The organism is Reyranella sp. GW821-FHT12G01 (assembly GCF_058806575.1).
This window is the reverse complement of sequence record NZ_JBXAPV010000001.1, coordinates 892142-910195: the sequence shown is the minus strand read 5'-3', so window position 1 is coordinate 910195 and position 18054 is coordinate 892142. Positions and strand designations below refer to the sequence as shown.

General features: G+C 66.8%; 15 protein-coding genes and 1 tRNA gene. 10 read left to right on the top strand and 6 right to left on the bottom strand.

All coding sequences use genetic code 11. The features are described 5' to 3' along the window. Positions 1–73: 73 nt before the first annotated feature. The 5 genes from AC1RP5_RS04475 (at position 74) to AC1RP5_RS04455 (ending at position 8782) form a co-directional block, all read left to right on the top strand. Positions 74–1387 (top strand): NAD(P)/FAD-dependent oxidoreductase, encoded by a 1314-nt coding sequence (locus AC1RP5_RS04475; RefSeq protein ID WP_493109383.1) that lies wholly within the window; start codon positions 74–76, stop codon positions 1385–1387. Further along, the gene (locus tag AC1RP5_RS04470; protein ID WP_493109382.1) at positions 1384–3684 is read left to right on the top strand and encodes a xanthine dehydrogenase family protein molybdopterin-binding subunit; all 2301 of its coding nucleotides are present in this window, start codon (positions 1384–1386) and stop codon (positions 3682–3684) included. The genes AC1RP5_RS04475 and AC1RP5_RS04470 overlap by 4 nt, the downstream gene beginning before the upstream one ends. Then, positions 3681–4274 (top strand): DUF938 domain-containing protein, encoded by a 594-nt coding sequence (locus AC1RP5_RS04465; protein WP_493109381.1) that lies wholly within the window; start codon positions 3681–3683, stop codon positions 4272–4274. The genes AC1RP5_RS04470 and AC1RP5_RS04465 overlap by 4 nt, the downstream gene beginning before the upstream one ends. Before the next feature lie 76 nt (positions 4275–4350). Then, the gene (locus AC1RP5_RS04460; protein WP_493109380.1) at positions 4351–5580 is read left to right on the top strand and encodes an efflux RND transporter periplasmic adaptor subunit; all 1230 of its coding nucleotides are present in this window, start codon (positions 4351–4353) and stop codon (positions 5578–5580) included. Positions 5581–5599: 19 nt separating this feature from the next. After that, the gene (locus AC1RP5_RS04455) at positions 5600–8782 is read left to right on the top strand and encodes an efflux RND transporter permease subunit (protein WP_493109379.1); all 3183 of its coding nucleotides are present in this window, start codon (positions 5600–5602) and stop codon (positions 8780–8782) included. Between the two features lie 30 nt (positions 8783–8812). Here AC1RP5_RS04455 and AC1RP5_RS04450 read toward each other — a convergent pair whose 3' ends face one another. Together AC1RP5_RS04450 and AC1RP5_RS04445 are read right to left on the bottom strand one after the other, a co-directional pair. Beyond that, entirely contained in the window at positions 8813–9268 is a 456-nt protein-coding gene (locus AC1RP5_RS04450) for a hypothetical protein (protein ID WP_493109378.1), read from the bottom strand. A 2-nt stretch (positions 9269–9270) separates the two neighbouring features. After that, the gene (locus AC1RP5_RS04445; protein ID WP_493109377.1) at positions 9271–9768 is read right to left on the bottom strand and encodes a pyridoxamine 5'-phosphate oxidase family protein; all 498 of its coding nucleotides are present in this window, start codon (positions 9766–9768) and stop codon (positions 9271–9273) included. A 168-nt stretch (positions 9769–9936) separates the two neighbouring features. Between AC1RP5_RS04445 and AC1RP5_RS04440 the strand changes: the two genes are divergently transcribed. Beyond that, positions 9937–11085 (top strand): NAD(P)/FAD-dependent oxidoreductase, encoded by a 1149-nt coding sequence (locus AC1RP5_RS04440; RefSeq protein WP_493109376.1) that lies wholly within the window; start codon positions 9937–9939, stop codon positions 11083–11085. Here the strand turns inward: AC1RP5_RS04440 and AC1RP5_RS04435 are convergent. Beyond that, on the bottom strand, positions 11082–11453 hold the full coding sequence (locus AC1RP5_RS04435) for a response regulator (protein ID WP_493109375.1): 372 nt from the start codon (positions 11451–11453) through the stop codon (positions 11082–11084). The genes AC1RP5_RS04440 and AC1RP5_RS04435 overlap by 4 nt on opposite strands. Positions 11454–11827: 374 nt before the next feature. Between AC1RP5_RS04435 and AC1RP5_RS04430 the strand changes: the two genes are divergently transcribed. Then, the gene (locus AC1RP5_RS04430; protein ID WP_493109374.1) at positions 11828–12790 is read left to right on the top strand and encodes a tripartite tricarboxylate transporter substrate binding protein; all 963 of its coding nucleotides are present in this window, start codon (positions 11828–11830) and stop codon (positions 12788–12790) included. Positions 12791–12840: 50 nt separating this feature from the next. On the opposite strand, the gene AC1RP5_RS04425 is transcribed toward AC1RP5_RS04430, so the two are convergent. From AC1RP5_RS04425 to AC1RP5_RS04415, 3 genes are all read right to left on the bottom strand, one after another. After that, positions 12841–12917 (bottom strand) — tRNA-Arg (locus tag AC1RP5_RS04425). Positions 12918–13066: 149 nt separating this feature from the next. Then, positions 13067–13234, bottom strand: a complete 168-nt coding sequence (locus AC1RP5_RS04420) for a lasso RiPP family leader peptide-containing protein (protein ID WP_493109373.1) — start codon at positions 13232–13234, stop codon at positions 13067–13069. 118 nt (positions 13235–13352) lie between these two features. Then, positions 13353–14762 (bottom strand): 8-oxoguanine deaminase, encoded by a 1410-nt coding sequence (locus AC1RP5_RS04415; RefSeq protein WP_493109371.1) that lies wholly within the window; start codon positions 14760–14762, stop codon positions 13353–13355. Positions 14763–14891: 129 nt separating this feature from the next. Here AC1RP5_RS04415 and AC1RP5_RS04410 point away from each other — a divergent pair, with 129 nt between their 5' ends. From AC1RP5_RS04410 to AC1RP5_RS04400, 3 genes are read left to right on the top strand one after another with little or no spacing between them, the layout of a single operon-like run. Next, complete coding sequence (locus AC1RP5_RS04410; protein ID WP_493109370.1) at positions 14892–15281, top strand: cupin domain-containing protein; 390 nt, start codon at positions 14892–14894, stop codon at positions 15279–15281. A gap of 22 nt (positions 15282–15303) precedes the next feature. Further along, entirely contained in the window at positions 15304–16797 is a 1494-nt protein-coding gene (gene mqo, locus AC1RP5_RS04405; RefSeq protein ID WP_493109368.1) for a malate dehydrogenase (quinone), read from the top strand. After that, entirely contained in the window at positions 16797–18044 is a 1248-nt protein-coding gene (locus AC1RP5_RS04400) for a threonine/serine exporter family protein (protein ID WP_493109367.1), read from the top strand. Before mqo ends, AC1RP5_RS04400 begins: the two co-directional genes overlap by 1 nt. Positions 18045–18054: the final 10 nt, after the last annotated feature.

Sequence of the window (18054 nt, the reverse complement as noted above, 5' to 3'; positions counted from 1 at the left end):
GTAAAATTAGTGCGGGAGAGGGCGTGACCGCGCAAGCCTTCCCGTGGCACCTCTTCTCGCGGAGAAGAATGGAATGGCCGAGAACGACTATCCGGCGAGCTGGTATGCCGCCACGCGAGACGAAACCCGCTACCGCGCGCCTCTCGCGTCGCAGGAGGAGGTCGATGTCGCCGTCGTGGGCGGCGGCTTCGCAGGCCTGCACACCGCGCGGTTGCTGGCGCGGCAGGGCAAGCGTGTGGCGGTGCTGGAGCGCCGGCGCATCGGCTGGGGCGCGTCGGGCCGCAACGGCGGCTTCGTCGGTCCGGGCTATGCCCAGCGATCCGGCGCGCTGATCGAGCAGCTCGGCCTCGATCACACGCGCAGGCTCTACGCTCAATCGCAGCGCGGCGTGGCGATCGTGCGCGACGCCATCGCCGAACTCGGCCGACCCGACATCCTGATGGGCCAGGGCAAACTCAGCGTCTCGCGCACCGACCAGGGCTCGGGGTTCGCCGACCGTATGCGCCAGATCGCCGATCAACTCGGTGCCGCTTTCGAACCATGGGACACATCGCGCGTGCGCGGCGTGCTCGCGACCACGCGCTACCATCAGGGCATCCACGATCCGACCTCGTTCCACATCCATCCGCTGAACCTCGCGCTCGCTTTGGCCGCCGACATCGAGCGGCAGGGCGGTGCGATCCACGAGGACACCGACGCCGTCGAGCTGACGCGGGACGGCAGCGGCTGGCGGCTGCGCTCGCCGCGCGGCGCCGTCAGGGCGCGCCATGTGGTGCTGGCCGGTAATGCCGATCTCGGCCGCGTCCAGCGGCGCATGGCCGGCGCCGTGCTGCCGGTCGCGACCTACGTGGCCGTGACCGACAAGCTCGGCGCCTGTCTCGGCGACGCGATCCGTTGGACCGGCGCCATCTCCGACACGCGCCGCGCCGGCGACTATTACCGCGTCGTCGACGGCGACCGGCTGCTGTGGGGCGGCCGCATCACGACCGACACGAACGAGCCGCCGCGCCTGCGCGAGATGATGCGTGGCGACATCCTCTCGGTCTATCCGCAGCTCGGCGACATCGGCATCGCCCATGCGTGGCCCGGCATCATGGGCTACGCGCCGCACAAGATGCCCCAGGTCGGCGAGATCGAACCCGGCCTCTGGATCTGCTCGGCCTTCGGCGGCCACGGCGTGGCGCAGACGGCGGCGGGCGCCGATGCAGTCGCGGCGGGCATCCTCGGCGATCCGTCCCGAGCGGCGCTGTTCAGGCCCTTCGGCACCGGCTGGGCGGGCGGTCCCGTGGGACGGGCGGCGACGCAGCTTGCCTACTGGGGCCTCCAGATGCGTGACTGGTGGGACGAGAAGCGTCAGGCACAGAACGCGGAGACGTTGCGGACATGACGATCGAACGGATGGGCGACTCGCCGAAACGGCGCGAGGATGCGCGGTTCGTCACCGGCCACGGCGCCTATCTCGACGATCTCAAGTTCGACGGCGTAGCGCAGGCCGTGATGCTGCGTTCTCCGCACGCCCATGCGCTGATCCGTTCGATCGACACGAAAGCGGCACAGGCAGCGCCCGGCGTGCTCGCCGTCCTCACCGCGGCCGATGCCACCGCCGACGGGCTGAAGCCGTTGCGCCCCTATGCCGAGGCGAACGTGCAGACCGGAGAGCCTTTCGCCTTCGCCCCGCAGCCGCTGCTGGCCTCCGACAAGGTCCGCTTCGCGGGCGAGCCGGTGGCGCTGATCGTGGCGGAGACGCACGCCCAGGCGCTCGATGCGGCAGAGCGGGTGATCGTCGATTACGAGATGCTGCCGGCCGTTACTTCGGCCGAAGCGGCGCGTGCAACGGGCGCGCCGCAACTCGCCGACGAGATCGCGAACAACACCTGCCTCGACTGGCATACCGGCGACACGAAAGGCGCCGCATCGGCCTTCGCCACGGCGGCGCATGTCGTCACGCTCACCCTCGACAACCATCGCATCGTGATGAATCCGATGGAGCCGCGCGGCGGCGTCGGCACCTTCGATCCCGCGACCGGCCGCTACACGCTCCACGTCTCCAGCCAGAACATCCACATCAACCGCAACTTCGTCGCCCGCTCGCTCGGCGCCGAAGCCAAGGACGTGCGCTTCGTGGCGCATGACGTGGGCGGCGGCTTCGGCGCCAAGAACTTCGCCTATGTCGAACACGCGCTGATCCTGTGGGCGGCCCGCCGCGTTGCCCGGCCAGTCAAATGGATCGCCAACCGCAGCGAGGTGTTCCTGTCGGACCATGCCGCCCGCGACATGCAGGCCGAAGCGTCGCTGGCGCTCGACGCCAACGGCAAGTTTTTAGCCCTCACGATCGCGAGCCTCGCCAATCTCGGCGCCTACATGGCAGGCGCGGGTGGCGGCGTGCAGACCTATCAGTACATCCACCTGCAGGGCTCGGTGTATCGCATCCCCTCGATCGCCCTTCACGTCGTGGCGGTCGTCACCAACACCGCGCCGATCGGCGTGACGCGAGGACCGGGCTTCGCCGAGGCGATCAACATCGTCGAGCGGCTGATCGATGCCGCAGCACGCCAGACCGGCTTCGATCGCGCCGAGCTCAGGCGCCGCAACATGGTGCCGCCCGAGGCGATGCCGATGACCAATGCATTCGGCTTCGAAGTCGATAGCGGCCACTTTGCCGAATCGCTCGACCATGCGCTGGCCCGCGCCGACTGTACCGGCTTCGACGCACGCCGGCGCGATAGCGAGCGGCGCGGCCGGCTGCGCGGCCTGGGCTTCGCCTATCACATCAAGGCGACTGGTGGCCCGCCCGACGAGAATGTCGACGTGCGCTTCGAGGTCGACGGCACGGTCTCGCTGATCACCGGCACGCAGCATATCGGCCAGGGCCACGAGACGACGTTTCCGCAGATCCTCGCCCACCGGCTGGGCGTTCCCAACGCGCGCATCCGGCTGGTGCAGGGCGACACCAACGCCATTCCCTTCGGCGGCGGCCACGGCAGCTCGCGCGCCACCTACATGGGCGGCACGGCGATCTGGCGGGCTTCCGACGAGATCATCGCCAAGGGCACGGCGCTGGCCGCCGACGCGCTCGAAGCCTCGGAAGCCGACATCCGCTTCGAGGACGGGCGCTTCGTCGTCTCCGGCACCGACCGCGCCATCGGCCTGATCGAGGTGGCCGCCCTCGGTCGCGACAAGGGCAAGCCGCTCGACACCTTCCATGCCTGGAAGCGCGAGCACATGACCTTTCCCAACGGCGCGCACGTCGTGGAGGTCGAGATCGATTGCGACACCGGCCGGGTCGACCTCGCCCGCTACACCGCGGTCGACGATTACGGCGTGCTGGTCAATCCGATGATCGCCACCGGCCAGGCGCACGGCGCGATGGCACAGGGCTCGGGCCAGGCGCTGCTGGAGCACGCCACCTACGACCGCGTGTCGGGCCAGATGGTGGCCGGCTCATTCATGGACTATGCCCTGCCGCGCGCCGACGACCTGCCGTCCTTCGACCTGGGTTTCAATCCCACGCGCTGCACGACCAATCCGCTGGGCGTGAAGGGCTGCGGCGAGGCCGGCGCGATCGCGGCCTTCCCCGCCATCGCCAACGCCATCCTTGACGCGCTGGCGCCGCTGGGCGTGAAAGGCTTCGACGGTCCGGCGAGCCCTTCGCGGATCTGGCAGGCCATTCAGGAGGCACGATGAAGCGCGAAGCACCGGCGGCGGCCCGCAACCGGCAACCGATCCTCGACGTGCTGCAGCCCCATCTGCCCGAGAAGGGCTTGGTCCTGGAGATCGCCAGCGGGACCGGCGAGCATGTCGTGCATTACGCCGCCGCCCGGCCCGGGCTCACCTTCCAGCCCAGCGACCCGGATGCCGGCGCGCGCGCCAGCGTCGACGACTGGGTCAGGACGCTCGGCCTGCCAAATGTCAGGCCGGCGCTGGAGATCGACGTCACCCGCGAGACCTGGCCGGTCGAGCGGGCGGACGCGGTGCTCTGCTGCAACATGATCCATATCGCCCCGTGGGAGGCCGCAGTGGGGCTGATCTCGGGCGCGGCGCGTCTGCTGCCGCCGGGCGGACTGCTCTTCACCTATGGCCCCTACCGTCGCGGCGGCCGGCATACCGCGCCCAGCAACGAGGCGTTCGACGCCGATCTCAAGCGGCGCAATCCCGCATGGGGCGTGCGCGACCTGGAGGCAGTCACCGAACTCGCCCGCGGGCGGGGCTTTTCCGGGCCGGAAATCGTCGAGATGCCGGCGAACAATCTGTCGCTCCTGTTCAAGCGAGTGTGACGCCGCTGGGCGGTGGCAATCGTGCATGGGATGCGCTAACGCTGGGGCCGGCCTCGCGGGGAGCATCGTCGGAAATATGTCGAATCGTAGCGATGAAGCCGTAGTTTTTGCAGTCACTGCAGGTAATGTCGCCAAGCCGCGCCGTGCGCTGCCGCCGCTGGTGACCATGGTCGCGCTGGCCGCTCTGGTGACGGGCTGCAAGCCCGAGAACAAGTTCCAGCCGCCACCGCCGGCCGAAATCAGTGTCGGCGTTCCGGTGAAACAGGAGGTGGCGCCCTTCGAGGTGCTGACCGGCAACACGGTGGCCTTCGCAACCGTCGACCTCGTCGCCCGCGTCGAGGGCTTCCTGACCTCGCAGAACTATGTCGACGGTTCCGAAGCCAAGAAGGGCCAGCAGCTCTTCGGCATCGAGCAGACGATGTACAAGGCCAAGGTCAAGGAGGGTGAAGCCCAGCTCGACGGCGCCAAGGCCACGCTGGCCCAGGCCGAAGCCGAGTTCACCCGCCAGGAGACCCTGCTCCGCCAGAACGTCTCCGCCCAGAACACCTTCGACAGCGCCAAGGCCAAGCGTGACAATGCACGGGCCAATGTCGAGAACGCCGAGGGCAACCTCACGATCGCCCAGACGAACCTGGGCTACACGACGGTCGCGGCGCCGTTCGACGGTATCGTCAGCAAGCATCTGATCTCGGTCGGCGAACTGGTCGGCGCCTCGACGGCCACCAAGCTCGCCACGATCGTCCAGCTCGACCCGATGTACGTCACGTTCAACATGAGCGAGCAGGACGTGCTGCAGATCCGCCAGAACCTGAAAGACCGTCGCATCGACGTCGAGGAGCTCAGCAAGGTCCCGGTCGAGATCGGCCTGATGAACGAGGAAGGCTTCCCCCACAAGGGCTTCCTCAACTACGTGTCGCCCGAACTCGACGCGACGACCGGCACGATCCTGGTGCGCGCGCTGTTCAACAATCCGACGCGGGTGCTCATCCCCGGCTTCTTCGTCAGGGTGAAGATCCCCAAGGGCCTGGGCGCGCAGGCGTCGCTGCTGGTGCCCAACCGCGTCATCGGCGAGGACCAGGCCGGCAAGTACCTGCTGACCGTCAACAAGGACAATGTCGTCACCCAGACGCGCATCACCACTGGCGAACTTCTCGCCAACGGGCTGCGCGTCATCTCGACCGGCCTCAAGCCCGACGACCAGGTCGTCCTCAACCTGAACGGCGCCGCCATTCCGGGTGCCAAGGTCGTGCCCAAGGTGACGCCCATCCCCGTTACGACCGACGGCACGCCCGCCGCCCCCAAGTGACCGGCCGGGAAACGCAGCCATGATCTCCGCGTTCTTCATCAACCGGCCAGTTCTGGCCAACGTCCTCGCCATCATCATCGTGCTGATCGGCGGCGTGGCCCTGGCGACCCTGCCGGTCGCGCAATATCCCAACGTCGTGCCGCCCACGGTCCAGGTCACCACGACCTATCCGGGTGCGAGCGCTGCCGTGGTCGTCAACGACGTCGCCCTGCCTGTCGAGCTGCAGGTCAACGGCGTCGAGAAGATGATCTACATGCAGTCCTACAGCACGGACTCCGGCACCTACACGCTCACGGTGACGTTCGAGATCGGCACCGATCTCGATTTCGCGCAGGTGCTGGTGCAGAATCAGGTCAGCGCCGCGCTCGCTTCGCTGCCGGCACCCGTTCAGGCGCAGGGCCTCGTCGTCCAGAAGAAGTCGACGTCGATCCTGCAGATCGTGTCGCTGACGTCGCCCGACCAGCGCTACGACGACCTCTTTCTCAGCAACTACGCCACCATCAATCTCGTCAACGAGCTCGCGCGCCTGCCCGGCGTCGGCAACGTCAACGTGCTGGGCGTCGGCCAGTATTCGATGCGCGTCTGGCTCGATCCGCAGAAGCTCTACGCCTTCGGCCTGACGCCCTCGGATGTAAGCAAGGTCATCCAGCAGCAGAGCCAGGACGTCACGGCGGGCCAGGTCGGCCAGCCGCCGGCCCCCAAGGGCCTCGACTTCCAGTACACGATCGACGTCGTCGGACGCCTCAGTACGCCGGAAGAGTTCGGCAACATCATCGTCAAGGCCGACCAGGGCAATGGCGGCCGCATCGTGCGGGTACGCGACATCGGCCGGGTCGAGCTGGGCGCCCAGACCTACTCCCAGACCTCGCACATCAACGGCAAGCCCAACTCCGGCATCGCGATCTACCAGCTCCCCGACGCCAACGCGCTCGACGTCGCCAAGCGCGTGAAGGCCAAGATGGCCGAGCTGTCCAAGTCCTTCCCGCCGGGCCTTGCCTACGAGGTGCCGTTCGACACCACGCGCTTCGTGACCGCCTCGATCCATGAGGTCTTCATGACCCTGATCGAGGCCGGCATCCTGGTCCTGATCGTGATCGTGATCTTCCTGCAGGACTGGCGCGCCATGCTGGTTCCAGCGACCACGATTCCCGTCACGATCATCGGTGCCTTCGCCGCCATGGCCGCACTCGGGTTCACCATCAACACCACGACGATGTTCGGCATCGTGCTGGCCATCGGCATCGTGGTCGACGACGCGATCGTGATCGTGGAGGGCGTGGCGCATCACATCGAACGAGGGATGACGCCGCACGACGCCTCGATCAAGGCGATGGACGAGCTGTTCGGCCCCGTCATCGGCATCACGCTGGTCCTGATGTCCGTGTTCCTGCCGGCCGCCTTCCTGCCGGGCCTCACGGGGCAGATGTTCGCCCAGTTCGCCCTGGTGATCGCGGCCACCGCGCTGATCAGCGCCATCAATGCCGCCACGTTGAAGCCGACCCAGTGCGCGATGTGGCTGCGGTCCGCGACGCCGCCGGAGAAGCGCAACATCTTCTTCCGCAGCTTCAACAAGGTCTACAACAAGCTCGAGGATGGCTATGCCTGGATCGTCGGCCACATGGTCCACCGTGCCGGCATCATGGTCGTCATCGCGCTCATCGCTGCCGGAATCGGCGGCTGGGGCGTCGCGCGCCTGCCGACGGCGTTCATCCCGAACGAGGACCAGGGCTACGTGATCATCGGCGTGCAGCTGCCCGACGGCGCCTCGCTCGAGCGTACCGGGGCCACGCTGCACAAGGCCGCCGAGATCGCCATGGCCGCGCCCGGCGTCGAGAACGTGGTGGCGCTGGGCGGCATGTCGGTGCTCGACAGCAACTCGTCGCTCGCGAACGCCGCCGTGTCCTACGTCATCCTCAAGGACTGGGACGTGCGCCTGAAGCAGCCCGGCCAGGACCTGCGCTCGATCGTGCTCGGCCTGATGGAGAAGCTGAAGTCGCTCGAGGACGGCCGCGCCTTCGTCATCGTGCCACCCGCCATCCAGGGCATCGGCAATGCCGGCGGCTTCCAGATGCAGATCGAGCAGAGGGACGGCAGCTTCGACTACACCAAGCTGCAGGCCATCACCGACACGATGATCCAGAACGCCAGCACGCAGTCGGCGCTGACCAACCTCGTCACCTCGTTCCGCGCCGGCGCACCGCACGTACGGATCGAGGTCGACCGCGTGAAGGCCGAGTCGCTGCGCGTGCCGGTCGGCGACGTCTTCACGACGCTGTCGAGCTACATGGGCTCGGCCTACGTCAACCGTTTCAACAAGTTCGGTCTCAGCCTGCAGGTCTATATCCAGGCGGACTCGCAGTATCGCACGCGGCCCGAGGACATCCTGAAGCTGCAGGTGAAGAACCTCGACGGCCAGATGGTGCCGATCGGCGCCATTGCCGAGCTGAAGCCGGCCCTCGGCGCGCCGCTGATCAGCCTCTACAACCTCTATCCGTCGGCCGCGATCGTGGGTTCGCCCGCGACCGGCTTCAGCTCGGGCGAGGGCATCGAGCTGATGGACCAGATCGCCAAGGCGATCCTGCCGCCCGGCACCAGCTACGAATGGACCAGCATGGCCTATCAGGAGAACATCGTCGGCAACCAGCTGATGTATGTCTTCGCGCTGGCCATCCTGCTGGTCTATCTCTGCCTCGCCGGCCAGTACGAAAGCTGGATCGCGCCGCTCGGCGTCATCCTCGCGGTGCCGCTGGCGCTGAGCGGTCCCGCCATTGCGCTGACCGCAGTGGGTCTCGCCAACAACATCTACACGCAGATCGGCCTGATGCTGCTGATCGCGCTCGGCGCCAAGAATGCCATCCTGATTGTCGAAGTGGCACGCGAGCGTCGCGCCGAGGGCATGGAGATCATGGAATCGGCCATCGATGCGGCACGCACCCGCTTCCGCCCGATCCTGATGACCTCGTTCGCCTTCATCCTCGGTGTCGTGCCGCTGGTGACGGCGACCGGCGCCGGCGCCAACTCGCGCATCTCGCTCGGCATGTGCGTGATGAGCGGCATGATCGCCTCGACCTGCCTGGCCGTGCTGTTCGTGCCGTCGTTCTTCACCGTGCTGCAGCGCTTCGAGGAGCGCGGCAAGGCCAAGAAGGCGAAGAAGAATACTCCGCCGCCTCCCGCCGAGGGCGTTCCGGCCGCTGGCGACTGAGGTCGCATCCGCCGATCTGCCGCCCGCGCCTCAGGCGCGGGCGATCTCGATGATGTCCTTGGCCAGGCGCCGGCTCTTCAGCGGCGCGGGCGTCTCCTCGAAATCGCCGCGCAGGATCTTCAGCGCCACGCGCTCGATCTCGATCTCGCGTGACGTCCGTACGCCCAGCCGTCTCAGGATCGGCAGAGGCGGACACCAGCCCTGCACCGCGTGCTGGAAGAGGAACGCCGTCACGGCGGCAGGCACGAACAGCCAGCGGCGATTGACGGCGCTTCCAAGGACGATCCCCAGGAGCGCCACCACCGAGGCATTCGTCTCGAGCACGCGCTCGATATCCCATTCGCGATCGAGCTCGCGCAGGCGCCGCGCGATCCTGAGCGGATTGCCGGCGCAATAGCGCAGGCGTGCGCCTGTCGCCGCCTCGATGCGGCTATTGACCGCCTGGGTGGTGTTGAGCGGGACGCGATTGATCGTAGTCGTCGCCATGGTCAGCCCCGCAGGCTGACTTGCGCGACCTTGTCCTTGTAGTCGGGCTTCGGATCGACGCCGAGCAGCATCTTGATTCCCGCGAGGACGTTCGAGGCATCGAGCCAGATCTCCGCGCGCTCGGCGTCCAGCCGCAGCAGCGCCAGCTTGGGGTCAGTCTTGCCGCCCTCAAACCAGGCGGCGATGAAGCGGTTCCACAAGCGGTCGATCACCGCCGGATTGTTGTCGAGCGTCAGCCCGCCATGGACCGTGGCGAACAAGTCGTGACCCTTCGACGAGAAGGTCGCGATGGCGCGGTTGCCCTGCCCCGATCCGAGTTTCTGGACGATGAGATTGTCCCGGCTCGTGAAGAACCAGATCGGGCCATGCTGTTCGCCATCGAGCTGCGCGGTCATCGGACGGGTGTGGCCATCCTCCACGCCGTCGAGCCCCAGCATCATGGTCATGTCGGACTTCAGGGCGGACCAGAACTTCTCTTCGATTTCCTTGGGCGTGGGCATCGTACTCTCCTGCGAAAATGACGGGACTCGCCGGCCAACGCGCGTGAAGGAAGGCCGTTGCAACGTTGCGCCGCCGTTTCCGTTGGGCCTGCGATGAGTGCGACCCAGCATCGAAAGCTGCGCACCGGACGCAGTGTCTGGCAAAGCCTTCCCGTCCCGCAGATCCCGGTGCAGCGCCTCCGCCGAGACCTCTCCTGCGACGTCGTCGTGATCGGTGCCGGGATCAGCGGCGCGCTGATCGCGGAGCGCCTGACCGAGGACGGCCTCGACGTCGTCATGATCGACCGTCGCGGCCCGCTGGCCGGCTCGACGACCGCCTCGACCGCCCTCCTGCAATACGAACTCGACGTGCCCCTCAGTCGCCTCGGCCGGCGGATCGGTCTCGCGCGGGCCGAAAGACTGTGGCGACGATCCAAACTCGCCCTCGATGCCCTCGACGAACGCCTGCACCGGCTGGGACTGGCAAAAGATGTCGCGCGTCGCAGCTCGCTCTACCTGCAGGGCGACGAACTGGATGCCGACGGCCTACGCGAGGAAGGGCAAGCTCGCCAGCGCGCCGGCTTCGAGGTCTCCTTTCTGGACCGAGGAGATGTAAAGCGCGCCTACGGCATCGCTGGCCGCGCGGCGCTGCTGGGTCACGGCAGTCTCGCCGCCGATCCGCGACGGCTCGCCTCCGGTTTCCTGCAGACCGCACTGGCCCGAAAGGCTCGCCTCTATGCGCCCGTTGAAGCAATCGAAATCCAGCCGCTGGCGTCGGGTGCGATCGTCCATACCGCCGGCGGCCCGTCGCTGCGGGCCAAGGCGGCCGTGTTCGCCACCGGCTACGAGATGCCCAAGGGCGTGCCGCGCAAGGGCCACACCGTGACGTCGACCTGGGCGCTCGCGACGCGGCCGCAGCCGCGCGCGGCGTGGCGCGACGAAGTGCTGATCAGCGAAGCCTCGGATCCCTATCTCTATCTGCGCATCGGACCGCAGGGTCGCATCATCTGCGGCGGCGAGGACGAAGCCTCGATCGACCAGGCCACGCGCGACGCGCTGATGCCGCAGAAGATCGCGTCACTGGAGGAAAAGCTCGCCCGCCTGATGCCGTGGGTTCGACCGCAGGCGGACTATGCCTGGGCCGGGAGCTTCGGTGCGTCGCCGACCGGCTCGCCCTCGATCGGCGCCGTGCCGGGCATGAGAAACTGCTTCGCGGCCCTCGGCTACGGCGGCAACGGCATCACCTTCTCGATGCTGTCGGCGCAGGTGATCTCGGCGGCCATTGCCGGTCAGGACGATCCCGACGCCGACCTCTTCTCATTCCGAAGAAAATTCTAGGACGCGGCGGACAGGATCTTCGCCAGCGCCTGGACGATCTGCTCGGGCCGGAAAGGCTTGTCGAAGAACGGCCTGTCGCCATGGCGCAACGGCATCAACGCGGTGGAGCGACCACTGGCGAAGACATACGGCACGCGCAGCGCCTGCAACGTGTCGGCGACCGGGAACACCAGCTCGTCCTTGTGCAGGCGGATGTCGAGGATGGCGGCATCGATCGCATGATCGGCGATCAGTGCGAAGGCGCCTTCGACGCTGTTCGCCGGTCCCACGGGCGTCGCGCCCGAAGCGAACAGAGTCGCCCTGAGGTCCAGCCCGATGGCCGGATCGTTTTCAACGATGAGGATCGTGCGACCGTCGAGAAGAGCCAAGAACGCGTACTCCAATAAGCCCTGCATGAACGCCAGGAAGAGCCTTGAGTTGCGCGGTCCCATGCAACCAAGGGGCCAGTTGCCCCGTTGGAAATCCGCACTGTCACGAGAGGATCATGGATGGTCGGTGCGGTCATTGTCGAGAACGGTTCGACGCCCGCGCGGCTTGTGATCTTCCACGTCAGATAGAGCGTTCAACCTGTCGCACTCGAGGAGACATCAAATGGGCCGCTCGATCCTTCTCTGGCTTCTGGGCATTCCGATTCCGATCATCATCCTGCTCGCCATCTTTTGGCGATAGGCGTTTGCCAAGCCTCCCTCGCGGAGGCAGTCTCCGCGCTGCTTGATCAAAGCAGCGTGTGGGAGTGAAAGAGATGCGGCGTCGGCACTATCTCGGTCTTGCGGCGTCCGCTCTCCTTCTTCCACGTCAGGTCTGGTCACAGGCCTATCCGTCCCGCCCGGTTCGCCTGACGGTTGGTTACGCGGCGGGCGGCGTGAACGACGTCCTGGCGCGGCTGATGGGCCAGTACTTGGCTGAAAAGCTCGGCCAGCCCTTCGTGGTCGAGAACCGCCCCGGCGCCGGCAGCAACATCGCGACCGAAGCCGTGGTGCGCGCGCCGCCCGACGGATACACGCTGCTGCTGGCCTCGACGGCCAACGCCATCAACGCCACCCTCTACGACAAGCTCGGTTTCGACTTCGCCCGGGACATCGCGCCGGTGGCAGGCATCTGTCGCGTGCCCAACGTGATGCTGCTCAATCCGTCGGTGCCGGCGACCACCGTTCCCGAATTCATCGCCTACGTGAAGGCCAATCCCGGCAAGGTCAGCATGGCCTCGGCCGGCAACGGCAGCCCGCAGCACGTCGCGGGCGAGCTGTTCAAGATGATGGCCGGCGTCGACATGGTGCACATCCCCTATCGCGGCGGCGCGCCGGCCCTCACCGACCTGCTGGCCGGGCAGGTGCAGGTCTATTTCTCCAGCGTCGCGTCGGCCATCCAGTACATCAAGTCGGGCAAGCTGCGCGCGCTCGCGGTGACGACCTCGACCCGCTCCGACCTGTTGCCCGATCTGCCGACGATGGCCGAGTTCCTGCCAGGCTACGAAGCCAGCCCCTGGTACGGGATCGGCGCGCCCAAGGGCACGCCGGCCGACGTGATCGCGAAGCTGAACGACGAGACCAACAAGGCGCTCGCCGATCCCACGATCAAGACCCGCCTCGTCGAACTCGGCGCCACGCCGCTGCCGGGCTCACCCGCCGACTTCGGCCGGCTGCTGGTCGAGGAGACCGACAAGTGGGCGAAAGTGGTCAGGATGTCGGGCGCGAAGCCCGATTGAGACAACACCGTTACAGTGAAGTTTTGATGGAGCAGAGCCCGGAAAGGGTATGGCGTCCCCGAGAGGATTCGAACCTCCGACCTCCGGTTTAGGAAACCGCTGCTCTATCCGGCTGAGCTACGGGGACACTTGGATTTAAGGCTGTGCCGACGTTCCCCTGGGGACCGTCGGTGGGAGCCTCCGTACTCCCTGTTTGCCTCATAGCCATCCTAGCACGTCGCGGGGACAGCTCGCCAAGACAGGATTTGGCCGGTGAAACCGAAGAGGCTCCGGACGTTAGAAACTGGTCTTCTTGCGGTTCCCGGTCTGCTGGCCGTCTTTGGCGCCTGAGTTGCCGACGGAGCGGGTCAGGTTCTTCAGTGTCCCCAGGACCTCGAGTTCAGGCGTCGAATAGACACGCTTGGCTGGGACGGGTTCGGCCTGAAGATCCAAGTTGTCGCCCATGGCTGGTTTGCCTCTCGAGAACTGTCGAAACCGCAGCTCGAGCCGAGTGGGTTACGGAGACTTGAGGGTTTTCTAGCTTATTCGTGGGTTGTTGGGGACTCCTGTTTGGAGGCGAACCTTATGCCATCGCCGCGAGGCGGGCGGCGTGGCGGTTGTGCTCAGCCACCGTACGTTCGATGTCGATGGTCACGACCTTGCCGTCGCGCACGATGGGCTTTCCGGCGACCACCGTGTGGCGCGCAGTCTGCGGGGCGCAGAACAGGGTCGCCGCGACAGGATCGGCCAGCGCGCCGGCATAGGCCAGGCTGTTGAGATCGAGCGCGAAGAAATCGCATTGCTTGCCGACGGCGAGAGAGCCGATGTCGTCGCGGCCGAGCAACGAGGCGCCGCCCAGGGTGGCGAGTTCGAGAGCCTGGCGCGCGGTCATCCATTCGCCGTCGCGGCTGGGGTCCGACGTCGGAATGGTCGTGTCGGGGCCTTCCGGAGGACGCAGACCGATCTGCAGGCGAGCCAGCAGCATCGCCTGACGCACCTCGCCCAGCATGTGGTTGCCGTCGTTGCTGGCCGAGCCGTCGACGCCGATGCCGACCTTCACGCCGGCGCGTCGGTACTTCATCACCGGCGCGATGCCGGAGGCCAGCCGCATGTTGGAGCACGGGCAATGGCAGGCGCCGATCCCCGCCTTCGCGAATTCGAGGATCTCCGCATCGTTCACATGGATGGCATGGGCGTACCAGACGTCGTCGCCCGCCCAGTCGACCGAGCGCATGTAGTCGACGGGGCGCATGCTCCAGCGCCCGAGCGTGTAGCGTTCCTCGTCGAGCGTCTCGCAGAGATGGGTGTGCAGGCGGATGCCGTTCTTGCGACCCATCGCCGAGGACTGGCGCAGCAGTTCGGGCGTCACGGAAAAGGGCGAACACGGCCCCAGCACGATCTGGGTCATCGAGCCCGGCGCGGCATCGTGATAGCGCGCGATCACTCTCTCGCAATCCTTCAGGATGTCGTCCTCATCCTCGACGCAGTCATCCGGTGGCAGGCCGCCTTTCGACTGGCCGAGCGACATCGAGCCGCGCGAGACCGCGAAGCGGATGCCGATCTCCTTTGCTGCCGCGATCTGGTCGTCGACGGCGCAGCCGTTGCGGAAGACGTAGGCGTGGTCGAACACCGTCGTGCAGCCCGACAGCGCCAGCTCGGCGCAGCCCACGAGCGTGGCGGTGCGGCTGGCCTCGGGCGTGCGCGCCGCCCACAGGCGGTAATGCGCCTGTAGCCAGCGGAAGAGATTGTTGTTCTGCGCGGCCGGCAGGGCCCGCGTCAGCGTCTGGTCGAGATGGTGATGGCCGTTGATCAGGCCCGGCAGGACGATGTGTCCTTTCAGATCCATGACAGTGTCGGCGGTCGAGGGCAGCGAAGCGCTGGGGCCGACGTTGCGGATGACGCCATCGACCGCGTAGAGCCCGCCTTCGGCGAGTTCGCGGCGTTGCTCGTCCATGGTGACGACGAGCGCGTTCTTCACCAGCAGCGTCGCCATCTTCCAGTCCTCCCCCGGACAGTCGACACATCGTTTCGCTTGATCTGCCTTAATGCATCGACCGTTTTGTTGCCAGTCGGAAGGGCCCGTATTACCGTCGCGCCAACAGTGCAAATGCAAGGCGGCGGCATGATTCGATGTGTTCGGATTTGGACGGGCGAAGACCAGAATTCGCATGTCGAAGAAGGCTGGATCGACCTGAAGCCCGGCGCCCATGGCGACCTTTTAAGCGGCAAGATCGACGTCACCAGCGCCTCGCTGCAGGAGACCGAGCCGGGCGGCACCTATGCCTGGCACACCGCGCCGGTCCGCCAGCTCGTCATTACCCTGGCCGGCACGCTCGACTTCAAGACCCGTGGCGAACAGCACTTTACGCTGGCGCCCGGCGACATCCTTTTGGCCGAGGACACGACCGGCGGCGGCCACACCTGGCGGCTGGTCGACGATCAGCCCTGGCGGCGTCTCTATGTCGTGCTGGGCAAGGATGCGCCGGTGCCGTTCAAGCGCGCCACCCCCTAAAGACCGCCGATAGGAGAGTTTCATGGCAGACAATCATACCGGCGACTTCGATGTCGTCCTGGTCGGCGCCGGCATCATGAGCATGACGCTGGCCACGTTCCTCAAGGAACTGCAGCCGCACCTCAAGATCCATATCGTCGAGCGACTGGAAGGCGAGGCCCAGGAGAGCTCGGGCCCGTGGAACAACGCGGGCACCGGCCACGCCGCCAATTGCGAGCTGAACTACACGCCGCAGCGGCCCGACGGCAGCGTCGACATCTCCAAGGCGCTCGAGGTCAATGTCGAGTTCGACATGTCGCGGCAGTTCTGGTCGTACCTGATCAAGAAGGGCGCGATCGAGGCGGCGCACACGTTCATCCATCCCGTGCCGCACATGAGCTTCGTGATCGGCGCCGACCGCCAGGCCTTCCTGAAGAAGCGCCACGCGGCGATGAGCGCCCATCATTGCTATCGCGGCATGGAATATTCGGAGGATCACAAGCAGATCGCCGAATGGGCGCCGCTGATCATGGAAGGCCGTGATCCCGCGCAGCCCGTCGCCGCCACTTACATGGTGACCGGTGCCGACGTGAACTACGGCATGCTCACCACCAACCTGCTGACCTATCTGCGACGCCAGGAAGGCTTCTCGATCGAGTTCTCCCAGCAGGTGACCGGCCTGCACCGCCGCACTGACGGCGGCTGGACGCTCGACGTCAAGGACGAGAAGGGCCACGGCAAGAAGACGCTGGGCGCACGCTATGTCTTCCTCGGCGCCGGCGGCGCGGCGCTGACTCTGCTGCAGAAATCCGGCATCCCCGAAGCCGACGGCTTCGCCGGCTTCCCGGTGAGCGGCATCTGGCTGCGCTCGGGCAAGCAGGAGATCGCCACGCGCCACATGGCCAAGGTCTACGGCATGGCGGCCAGCGGATCGCCGCCGATGTCCGTGCCTCACCTCGACACGCGCTATGTCGACGGCAAGCGCTGGCTGCTGTTCGGACCCTATGCCGGCTTCTCGACCAAGTTCCTGAAGCACGGCTCGATGTTCGACCTGCCGCTCTCGCTGCGGCCGGACAATCTCCTGCAGCTTCTCGCCGTGGCGCGGGACAATCTCCCGCTCGAGGAATACCTGGTCGGCCAGGTGCTGCAGACCAAGGCCCATCGCTTCGATGCGCTGCGCGAGTTCTATCCCAACCTCGACGAGAAGGACTGGGAGTTCGACGTCGCGGGCCAGCGCGTCCAGATCATCAAGAAGGACGTCGCGCGTACCGGCAAGCTGGAGTTCGGCACCGAGATCGTCTCCTCGGCCGACTCCTCGATCGTGGCCCTGCTCGGCGCCTCTCCGGGCGCCTCGACCGCGGTCTGGATCATGGTCCACATGCTGGAGAACTGCTTCCACCAGCAGCTCACCGGCCACTGGGTGCCCAAGCTCAAGGAGATGATCCCCTCCTACGGCCAGGACCTCAAGACCGACGCCGCGCTGGTCGAGCGTGTGCGCAAGGACACCGCCGAAGTGCTGGGCCTGCATACGGTCTGATGACCGACCCGCGGGCCCAGCTCACCGAGGCGCTCGACGTCCTGCTGCGCTTCGGCGCGATGTTGCTGCGCGCCGGCGACACCGCCTTCCGCGTGCGGGCCGCCATGGTCCGGCTGGCCCATGACATGGGCATCGAGAATCTCTCGGTGCAGGTCACGCTCGACGCCATGTCGGCCACCGCACGGCGCGGCAGCGAAGTCACGACGCTCACCTGCGACGTCGGCTCGCCGGGCATCAATGCCGATCGTATCGGGGCGCTCGAACGGCTGGCTGACTCCAGCACGCCCGGGCTGACGGCGCAGGCGCTCGCGAAGGATCTCGACGCGATCGAGAAAATGCCGGGACTTCATGCCCTGCCGACCGTGGCGATCGCCATCGGCCTCGCCTCAGCGGCCTTCTCCTATCTGAACGGCGGCGACCTGCTGGCAACTGGCGCGGCGGTCGTGGCCGGCGCCGTCGGCCAGGCCGGGCGGGCGCTGATGTTCCGCCGCAAGCTCAACCAGTACGCCGTCACCGCCGTCTGCGCGGTGCTCGCTTCGGGCCTCTATTGCCTGATCGTGTTCGGCCTCGCCGGGCGCGGTTTCTCGGCCACGATGGCCGTCGGCTTCATCTCGTCGGTCCTCTTCCTGGTGCCGGGTTTCCCGCTGGTCGCCGCCCTGCTCGACCTCGTGCAGCACCAGACCGTGGCCGGAATAGCGCGGCTCTTCTACGCCACCATGATCCTGCTGGCCGCCGCCTTCGGCCTGTCAGCGGTCACGGCAATCGCCGGCCTGACCGACGTATCGCCGCCGGCCGCAAGTCTCAGCTATGAGCCCGTTACGTTGTTGTTCCGCGCGCTGGCCAGCCTTGCCGGCGGGGTCGGCTTCGCCCTGCTCTACAACAGTCCGATGCGGACGGTACTGACCGTCGGCCTGCTCTCGCTGGCCGGCAACGAGCTCCGCCTCGCGCTGCACGATGCCGGGCTGATCCTGCCGGCTGCGACCTTCGTCGGCGCGCTGGTCGTCGGCCTGCTGGCGTCGCTGGGCAAGCACTGGCTCCATCAGCCGCGCATCTGCTTCACCGTGCCCAGCATCATCATCATGACGCCGGGCATCTTCGCCTTCCGCACCATCGTGCTGCTGAACGAAGGCAACGTGCTGGCCGCCGTCGAGTCCCTCGCCGGCTGCTGCTTCATCGTCGGCGGCATGGCCTTGGGCCTCGCCACCGCCCGCTTCATGAGCGAGCGGCGCTGGATCGTCGAGAGTTAGGGGCGCTCGC

Coding starts and splice junctions, on each gene's coding strand:
- AC1RP5_RS04465 (WP_493109381.1), top strand. CDS start 3,681: ATGAAGCGCGAAGCACCGGCGGCGGCCCGCAACCGGCAACCGATCCTC.
- AC1RP5_RS04475 (WP_493109383.1), top strand. CDS start 74: ATGGCCGAGAACGACTATCCGGCGAGCTGGTATGCCGCCACGCGAGAC.
- AC1RP5_RS04445 (WP_493109377.1), bottom strand. CDS start 9,768: ATGCCCACGCCCAAGGAAATCGAAGAGAAGTTCTGGTCCGCCCTGAAG.
- AC1RP5_RS04420 (WP_493109373.1), bottom strand. CDS start 13,234: ATGGGCGACAACTTGGATCTTCAGGCCGAACCCGTCCCAGCCAAGCGT.
- AC1RP5_RS04455 (WP_493109379.1), top strand. CDS start 5,600: ATGATCTCCGCGTTCTTCATCAACCGGCCAGTTCTGGCCAACGTCCTC.
- AC1RP5_RS04410 (WP_493109370.1), top strand. CDS start 14,892: ATGATTCGATGTGTTCGGATTTGGACGGGCGAAGACCAGAATTCGCAT.
- AC1RP5_RS04430 (WP_493109374.1), top strand. CDS start 11,828: ATGCGGCGTCGGCACTATCTCGGTCTTGCGGCGTCCGCTCTCCTTCTT.
- AC1RP5_RS04470 (WP_493109382.1), top strand. CDS start 1,384: ATGACGATCGAACGGATGGGCGACTCGCCGAAACGGCGCGAGGATGCG.
- AC1RP5_RS04450 (WP_493109378.1), bottom strand. CDS start 9,268: ATGGCGACGACTACGATCAATCGCGTCCCGCTCAACACCACCCAGGCG.
- AC1RP5_RS04460 (WP_493109380.1), top strand. CDS start 4,351: ATGTCGAATCGTAGCGATGAAGCCGTAGTTTTTGCAGTCACTGCAGGT.
- AC1RP5_RS04415 (WP_493109371.1), bottom strand. CDS start 14,762: ATGGCGACGCTGCTGGTGAAGAACGCGCTCGTCGTCACCATGGACGAG.
- AC1RP5_RS04400 (WP_493109367.1), top strand. CDS start 16,797: ATGACCGACCCGCGGGCCCAGCTCACCGAGGCGCTCGACGTCCTGCTG.
- mqo (WP_493109368.1), top strand. CDS start 15,304: ATGGCAGACAATCATACCGGCGACTTCGATGTCGTCCTGGTCGGCGCC.